The organism is Shewanella sp., from assembly GCF_051658185.1.
Classification (GTDB): domain Bacteria; phylum Pseudomonadota; class Gammaproteobacteria; order Enterobacterales; family Shewanellaceae; genus Shewanella.
The window spans coordinates 1-6,835 of record NZ_JBOFMC010000277.1 but is presented as its reverse complement, the minus strand read 5'-3'; the positions used below and the strand labels follow the sequence as shown (position 1 = coordinate 6,835).

The 6,835-nt window shown below is 51.5% G+C and carries 4 protein-coding genes; 2 read left to right on the top strand and 2 right to left on the bottom strand.

What is annotated here, in order from left to right:
- Both ACRCZA_RS10500 and ACRCZA_RS10495 read left to right on the top strand, forming a co-directional pair.
- Positions 1-1,970, top strand: a 1,970-nt coding sequence (locus ACRCZA_RS10500; RefSeq protein WP_438674383.1) for a putative bifunctional diguanylate cyclase/phosphodiesterase, incomplete at its 5' end; no start/stop codon positions are given.
- Between the two features lie 194 nt (positions 1,971-2,164).
- Entirely contained in the window at positions 2,165-3,004 is an 840-nt protein-coding gene (locus ACRCZA_RS10495; protein ID WP_438674382.1) for an SDR family oxidoreductase, read from the top strand.
- Between the two features lie 180 nt (positions 3,005-3,184).
- On the opposite strand, the gene ACRCZA_RS10490 is transcribed toward ACRCZA_RS10495, so the two are convergent.
- A complete protein-coding gene (locus ACRCZA_RS10490; protein ID WP_438674381.1) occupies positions 3,185-6,403 on the bottom strand; it encodes an ImpA family metalloprotease in 3,219 nt (1,072 codons plus the stop codon).
- A 178-nt stretch (positions 6,404-6,581) separates the two neighbouring features.
- On the bottom strand, positions 6,582-6,835 hold a 254-nt coding region (locus tag ACRCZA_RS10485), incomplete at its 5' end, for a phosphoribosylglycinamide synthetase C domain-containing protein (RefSeq protein WP_438674380.1).

The window sequence follows — 6,835 nt, the reverse complement described above, 5'->3', positions numbered from 1 at the left end:
TGCAGGTGCGCTTTGCCCCCGGCCCTTGGCAAGAGATCGACTTTTTCTTCGATGGCGTGGCTTTGGCGTTGATATTAATCGGGATTTTTATCGTTATTCTCGGCTATGTGTGGCTGCGCCGTTGCTTGCTCAATCCCTTTAAGGTGCTGATGCAGCAGTTGGCCTTGGTTGATCCTGCGGCCACTGTCTATCAACCTATGCTGGTGGCTGAGGAGCTGGAGCTTGGGGTATTTGCTAGACGTGTTAATGAGTTGCTTGCCAAAATTTATCAGCAAAATGAACAGGCGAAAATCACCCTTGAATGTATCGCTGAGGCCGTGATTGTGACAGGCGTGGATGCTAACGTCATTTATATGAATCCGAAGGCGGAGCTGCTGTTGAATGTGAGCCTTAGCAAGGGATGCGGCCAGAGCCTTGCTGCATTACTCAAGGCGGGGGAGCCGATGAATCGGGCGGTGCAGGATTGTATCAGCCTTGGTGATTGTGCGCCGCGGATCGAGAAGATCAAATTATTAGTGGATAAGCCAAGGATAATGGCACGCAGTATCAGTAATTTGCGTAATCATCACGGGGAGATTGTGGGCGCTGTGGTGGTGCTGAGGGATATTACTCAGGAAGAGGTGTTAAAGCATCAGTTACAGATCCGAGCCAATATCGACGCGATCACCGGCTTACTTAATCGTCAGGCATTTGAAGAGCAATTACCTCATTTTGTCAAAAACGCGAAAACGATTGCGGTCTGTTACCTTGATCTTGAACAGTTTAAATTGATTAACGACAGTTGTGGCCATAGCGCAGGGGATCGCATGTTGGCGATGGTCGCAAAGGCGATTCAGGGCTGTTTGGGGCCTGAGGAGTTGTTGGCCCGCCTAGGGGGCGATGAGTTTGGCCTCGTGAGCCGTAATCGCAGTGCTTTGTCGGTGGCGCGGCTGCTGCGCCATATTTCCCATCAAGTATCACTGCTGGTGTTGCACGATCACCATGGTCAAGATAGCCATGGCCAGTACCGAGTCGGTTTAAGTATCGGTGTCGCCTTTGGTAGAGCGCCCCATATCGACGCGCGGGAGCTGCTCAAAGATGCCGATATCGCCTGTATTGCGGCCAAGGCAAAGGGCTTTAATCAGATCCATTTTTATGATGATAAGGATAAAGAGCTCACTTACCAAAGAAATGCCCCTAAGTGGGCGGTGCGGATCGCCAGAGCGCTAGAAAATAATGAATTAATTCTCTATTACCAAACCATTCGCGGCCTCGGTAATGGCGCGCAGCGTAAACGTATGGAAATTTTATTGCGTATACAAGAGCCCTGCGGCCGATTGCTGCCCCCTGCGCAATTTATCGCTGCGGCAGAACGCTTTAAATTAATGCCTGAAATTGATAAAGAAGTGATCCGCAAAACCTTTTTATGGCTGTCTTTGCATCCGCAGCTGTGGCCCGATCACTGTGTGTCGATTAATCTGTCGGGAAATAGTTTAGGGGCTGAGGGCATGGTGGAATATATTGCCAAGCAGCAAGCCTTATTTGATATCCCTAGCCAATGTATTTGCTTTGAGATCACTGAAACCACGGCGATTCAAAATCGGCACCGTGGGATGGAGATGCTCAAACAGTTACGCAAATTAGGCTTCTCTTTTGCCCTCGATGATTTTGGCAGCGGCTTTGCTTCTTATGGTTATTTGCGTGAGTTACCCGTGGACTATGTCAAAATTGATGGCTGCTTCGTGAAGAATCTCGCCGTCAATGCCAAGGATTATGCCATCGTGAAATCGATTCAAGATGTGTGCCGGGTGATGGGCATTGAAACTGTTGCTGAATTTGTTGAAAATCAGGATATTATCGATAGGTTGTACAGCATCGGTGTTAACTATGCCCAAGGATATGCCATTGGCCGGCCTCAGCCTTTGGCGGGTTACATGGCCCAGTATCCATTGCGCGAGTCCTTTGCCATCCCTCAAGCCGCCTCAGCCTAAGGCGCAATCGGCCCCACCTGAACGTTAGGGCAGGCATAGCAAGCTGCCCTGTATTCCATTGCGCTTTTTATCCGCTTATGCCAGTTTAGCCCAAGGTCGGTTGAGCAGTTGTTATCGCCATGCTTTAGAGCGGTGTGCGGTGGCAATGGCTTCGCTGTTAGTTTCGTGATTGACAGTCAATAAGGCAGGGAGTGATGGAAGGATTGCAGGATAAGGTAGTTGTCATTACCGGCGCCTCAGAGGGCATTGGCCGCGCGCTAGCACTGGCGCTGGCCCAGAGCGGGGCGCGGCTGGTGCTCAGCGCCCGCAATGAAGCGCGCTTAGGCTCACTCGCGGACGAAATCGCTCAGCTTAGTGATAGTGTTCAACAGGTTCAGCCCATGGATAGTGCCCCCACGCCTTTAGTCTTTGCCGCCGATGTCACCCATCCTGCGCAGTGCGAGGCACTTATTCAAGCAACGATAGCCCACTACGGGCGCCTGGATATTCTTATCAATAATGCCGGGATGACCATGTGGTCGCGGTTTGATGCCCTAAGCCAACTGGGCGTGCTCGATGAGGTGATGCGCGTCAATTACCTTGGCCCGGCCTATTTAACGCACGCGGCATTACCCTATTTAAAGGCCAGCCATGGGCAGATTGTGGTGGTGGCTTCTGTTGCGGGGTTAACCGGGGTGCCGACCCGCAGTGGGTATGCGGCGTCAAAACATGCGGTTATCGGCTTTTTTGATTCGCTGCGCATTGAATTGGCAGAGGATGGGGTGGCGGTAACGGTGATTTGTCCTGACTTTGTGGTGTCCCAGATCCATAAGCGCGCCTTGGATGGTGAGGGCAAGCCCCTAGGAGTATCCCCTATGCAGGAGTCAAAAATCCTCACGGCGGAGGCTTGCGCTCAGATGATGCTACCTGTGATTGCCCGCCGTGGGCGGCTACTGATCACCTCGTTGCGCGGACGCCTTGGGCGCTGGCTTAAGCTTATCGCCCCCGGTTTAATTGATCGTATTGCTCGCCGGGCGATTGCCTCTGGGCACTAGCCACCCATGCTATTAATAACGCCAGCGCTTGAGGCCACAATCCACCTTGGGAGGTGGATTGTGGTGAGCGATACGCAGGCCTTTTGCATGCCCGACTGAAGGCGTGCAGTGCTTATGGGCTTACACCCTAGCGTTGGGGCTTAAGGTGTAGCGCTGGAGCTTGCACTCTAGCGCTAAGGCTTAAGGTTTAGCACATTGCGCGGGGGAGCCTGCCCCTTTCCACAGCGTACTGCCATTGCTCAATGACAGGGGAATAAAGGTTAACCCTTGGCTCATGTTGGCGGGTGGCAACTCGGTTTCGAGCTCATACATGCCCATAGGTACAGTACCGAGTGCGGCGTTTGCCGTGACTTGCGTTGCTGCAAGGCTGGAATAACGCAGCCCCAGCATGTCGAAATGGCTGCGCCAATCTTTACCTGTGAGTTTACTTAAGGAAACCAACATAAAGTCATTGCCCGGAATATCTCGGACGTTTTTACCGCCGTAGACGCTGTGGCCATCGAAGGGGAACAAGTCAAAACCGAGTTTACTGCGGTTTGCCTCCCAATCGCTGGCGTTATTAGCGTATTTACCGAAAATACGGCTGTGCTGATACAGCAAGGTGAAAAGATTAAAACCATTCGTTAAGGTGGTGCCGTCACTCAAGGTCATGCCATGGGCCTTAAGTGCCATTTGGATGTAAAACGCCATGCGATAGCCATTGTGTACCGCATAGGCATTGCTGGCCCAAGGCGCGGTATATCGGTCTTCGCCGATATCGAGCACTTTACAGTTGGCACCAAAGACCACGCGTTTGCCACTGGTATCCGTCGTGCCTGCGGCATCGGACATAAATACATAGAAGAGATCTTTATGATTCATATGGCCATCTTTAATGATGTCGGTATTGCCATCACGCAGATAGTGGGTTTTCCACTTCACCACATAGGGGAAGATATTGTTGGAGTTTTCCCCCGCGCGGCTGCCATAGCCAGTCCAATTGTCACTATTGGCGGCGGTGGCGTATTGCACATTGAGGCGATTGGTTTGCAGATTATGCCCTAGCTCGTGGTTATCGCCCCAACCTGTGGGTGAAATATTCCAAGCGGCATCCCAAGGGTTACCGCTACAGCCCGAGCCGCAGTGGGCATTTTGGTCATAGTTAGCATGTTGGATAATCGTGCGCGTGTGCAGACTGGCATCGGTGCAATCTTGCCCAAACAGTGCCTGACAGCTTGAGAGCACATCGGCGGGTAACGACTCCGTTAAGCTTTTACCTTGGATCTTAAGTCCCGCTAAGGTGTAAACACTGTTGATATGGTCATCGACAATACTGTTAAGCAGCGCATTCACATCGGGCACATTACCGCCAATGGCATTCATAAAACGGTCGCGGCGTAAATGCTGCTCGGCGCCATCGGTGCGCAGATCCACATGGGGCAGCTCGGTATTTTGGATGTTGTCATTGAAGGCGGTGATTTCAGCAGGATTGGAGAAATCCATAATACTTGGGTGCTTAGCCACATTCTGTGCATTGATATCGACACTGAGGGCTCCCTCGCCACCACTAATATGGAGGTAAATCGGGCCACCATAGGGTGTGGAAAACTCAATGCTTTGTCCTTTAGCGAGTTTAATGCGTTGCTGTGCTAACTCTAGCGGCGCGCGATATACCTTTTGCTCAAAGGCGCGGTTGGTATTACGTCTATGATAATTGAGCTTAATTTCCACATTGGCATTGGTGTTATCCAAACGACTGAATTTGATGGTTTGCCCGGGTAAGGCGTACCAGCCGGTTGTTGTCCATTGGCCTGAGTAAGGCACGGTGATGGTTTTACGCTCTGATGCTGTGGCTGGATAAGCGTAGTGAGCATTCGTGCCTTTGCTTAGATTTGCCCTGTCGGTGACATATTCCCCTAAATCGGCTTGGGCAAGGTTACGCGTGCGGGCGTAGCTCACAGTCCAATCGGCAAATAGCGCCTGCTGCCATTGAGTGAACTCGCTGTAGGCGATGGGGTAGTCAATATCGCTGCGGTATTTATCGGCGAGCAGTAACCCTGCCTTCATCAATGGGAAGTTAGTGCGACTAAACACATCAATACCATTGCTATCTAAGGTTTCAGCGCTGCTGCGGTACCAGTCGGCACCAGCTTTAAAGGCCTCAACAAAGGCGCTGCTATTACAGCTCAAATAATTGCCTGTGCAGTCATTTAATACCTGCGTGTCAAAGCGCTGCTCCCGCAGATTGGTGAGCAGTTTTTCCACATCACCAAGGGCTTTATCTTCAGCCAGAATGGTGCTCACGCTCAGATTGTCGGCATTGAGTTTGGACCAATAGTTGCCCGCAGTAGATAGCCCCATTTCAAGGTAAAGGGGTGCAAGCATGGGGCTTTGTTCGCGTCGATAATTTGAGAGTAGCAGGGGAATACCCGCAGCCTTGGCTTTGGCAATCGCCGCTTGCACCCCTGCGTAACCTAAACCGTCGCGGTCAATATCACTGATAACAATTAAATCTGGCTTTTGATTATCAATACAGCTGGCAAGGGCGCTGTAGTCACAGCTATTGGCGGTATTGATACTGTGGGCATTGGGGTAATGGGTGGCCAGCCAAGTGCGGATCCCTTCGTTGTGGGGGAAATACCAACTGTCGGCGCGGCTCGGCATTTGGGCCGTGACTATGCTGAAACCATCGCGTTGATCGCTACCTTGAGTCAGCCAAGCGATCAGGTTTTTCAGCAGCACATCTGTCTGCGCAGAAGTGTTGACGCTAAACAAGTTGCCACCCATGGCGGCGTAACGTTGTCCTTGCTGTTCGCCCGCCATCACGAGGCCGCGCACGGCACTCGCGCCACTGCCATCCACATTTGATGGCAATAGGGTAAAGGTGTTTTCCGGCATAAAGCTCGAAAAGGTAATGGAGTCGTGGGTCGGATGCCAGCTAATATTGCTACCTACACCTTGATAGAGCTGGGTGATTTGCGCTTTACGCACTGCAGCAATGCTTGCCAGTTTGGCGGTACTAAAATCAATAAGCTCATTGGCGCTGGCAAGGGTATGGTCTTGATGCCGAATGGCATTTTCAGCATTGCTGATAAAGGCTGGGGTAATCGCGCAATCGGCCGTCATTGCAGCCGTGGTGTAAGTTAACTCGGCTAATGAGCCGCCACAGCCGCTAATATTATCCAGCACAAAGCCTGCGTCCGCTTGAACACTAAAGCTGGCGCTTTTGCCCGCATCGACTTTTTGGCTGGCGGGAGTAAGTTTGCCACCCGCTACCAGACTTGCGCTGGCAGTGTATTGGGTCACTGTCGGAGGCGGAACCGGTGGTGTGGGTGGTGTTGTGGTGCCCGTATCCTCAGATCCGCCCCCACACCCGCCAATCAGTAAGGCGATGGCGGCAGATATCAGTCTAATCTCCATAGGGAGTCCTTAATCTTTTAGGTAATTAACAATTATGCAGCATTGTAGCGGAATACTGCGGGCCAAAGTAGAGCTGGCTTAAATAAAAACCATATAAATCATTAACTTAAATTTGACGATCGTCAAATTTAAGGCATAAAAAAACCGGCTAAAAGCCGGTTTTTCGCAGGATTAATACTTAGCCCTGTTGTTCACGGGCGATGGCGCGATAGCCAATATCGGTACGGAAGTACACATCATCCCAATGGATTTCATCAACCAGTTGATACGCGGCTTTTTGTGCTGCCGTGACTGTGTTACCCAACGCCGTTGCGCATAACACACGGCCGCCGTTGGTGACCACATGGCCGTTTTTCATCTCAGTACCCGCATGGAAGACCTTGGCATCGTGATTACCTAAGCTGAGGCCGTCAATCACATCGCCTTTGCGAT

Bases quoted from the DNA above. Each gene is read 5' to 3' on its own strand.
- ACRCZA_RS10490 (WP_438674381.1), bottom strand. From the start codon at position 6,403: ATGGAGATTAGACTGATATCTGCCGCCATCGCCTTACTGATTGGCGGG.
- ACRCZA_RS10495 (WP_438674382.1), top strand. From the start codon at position 2,165: ATGGAAGGATTGCAGGATAAGGTAGTTGTCATTACCGGCGCCTCAGAG.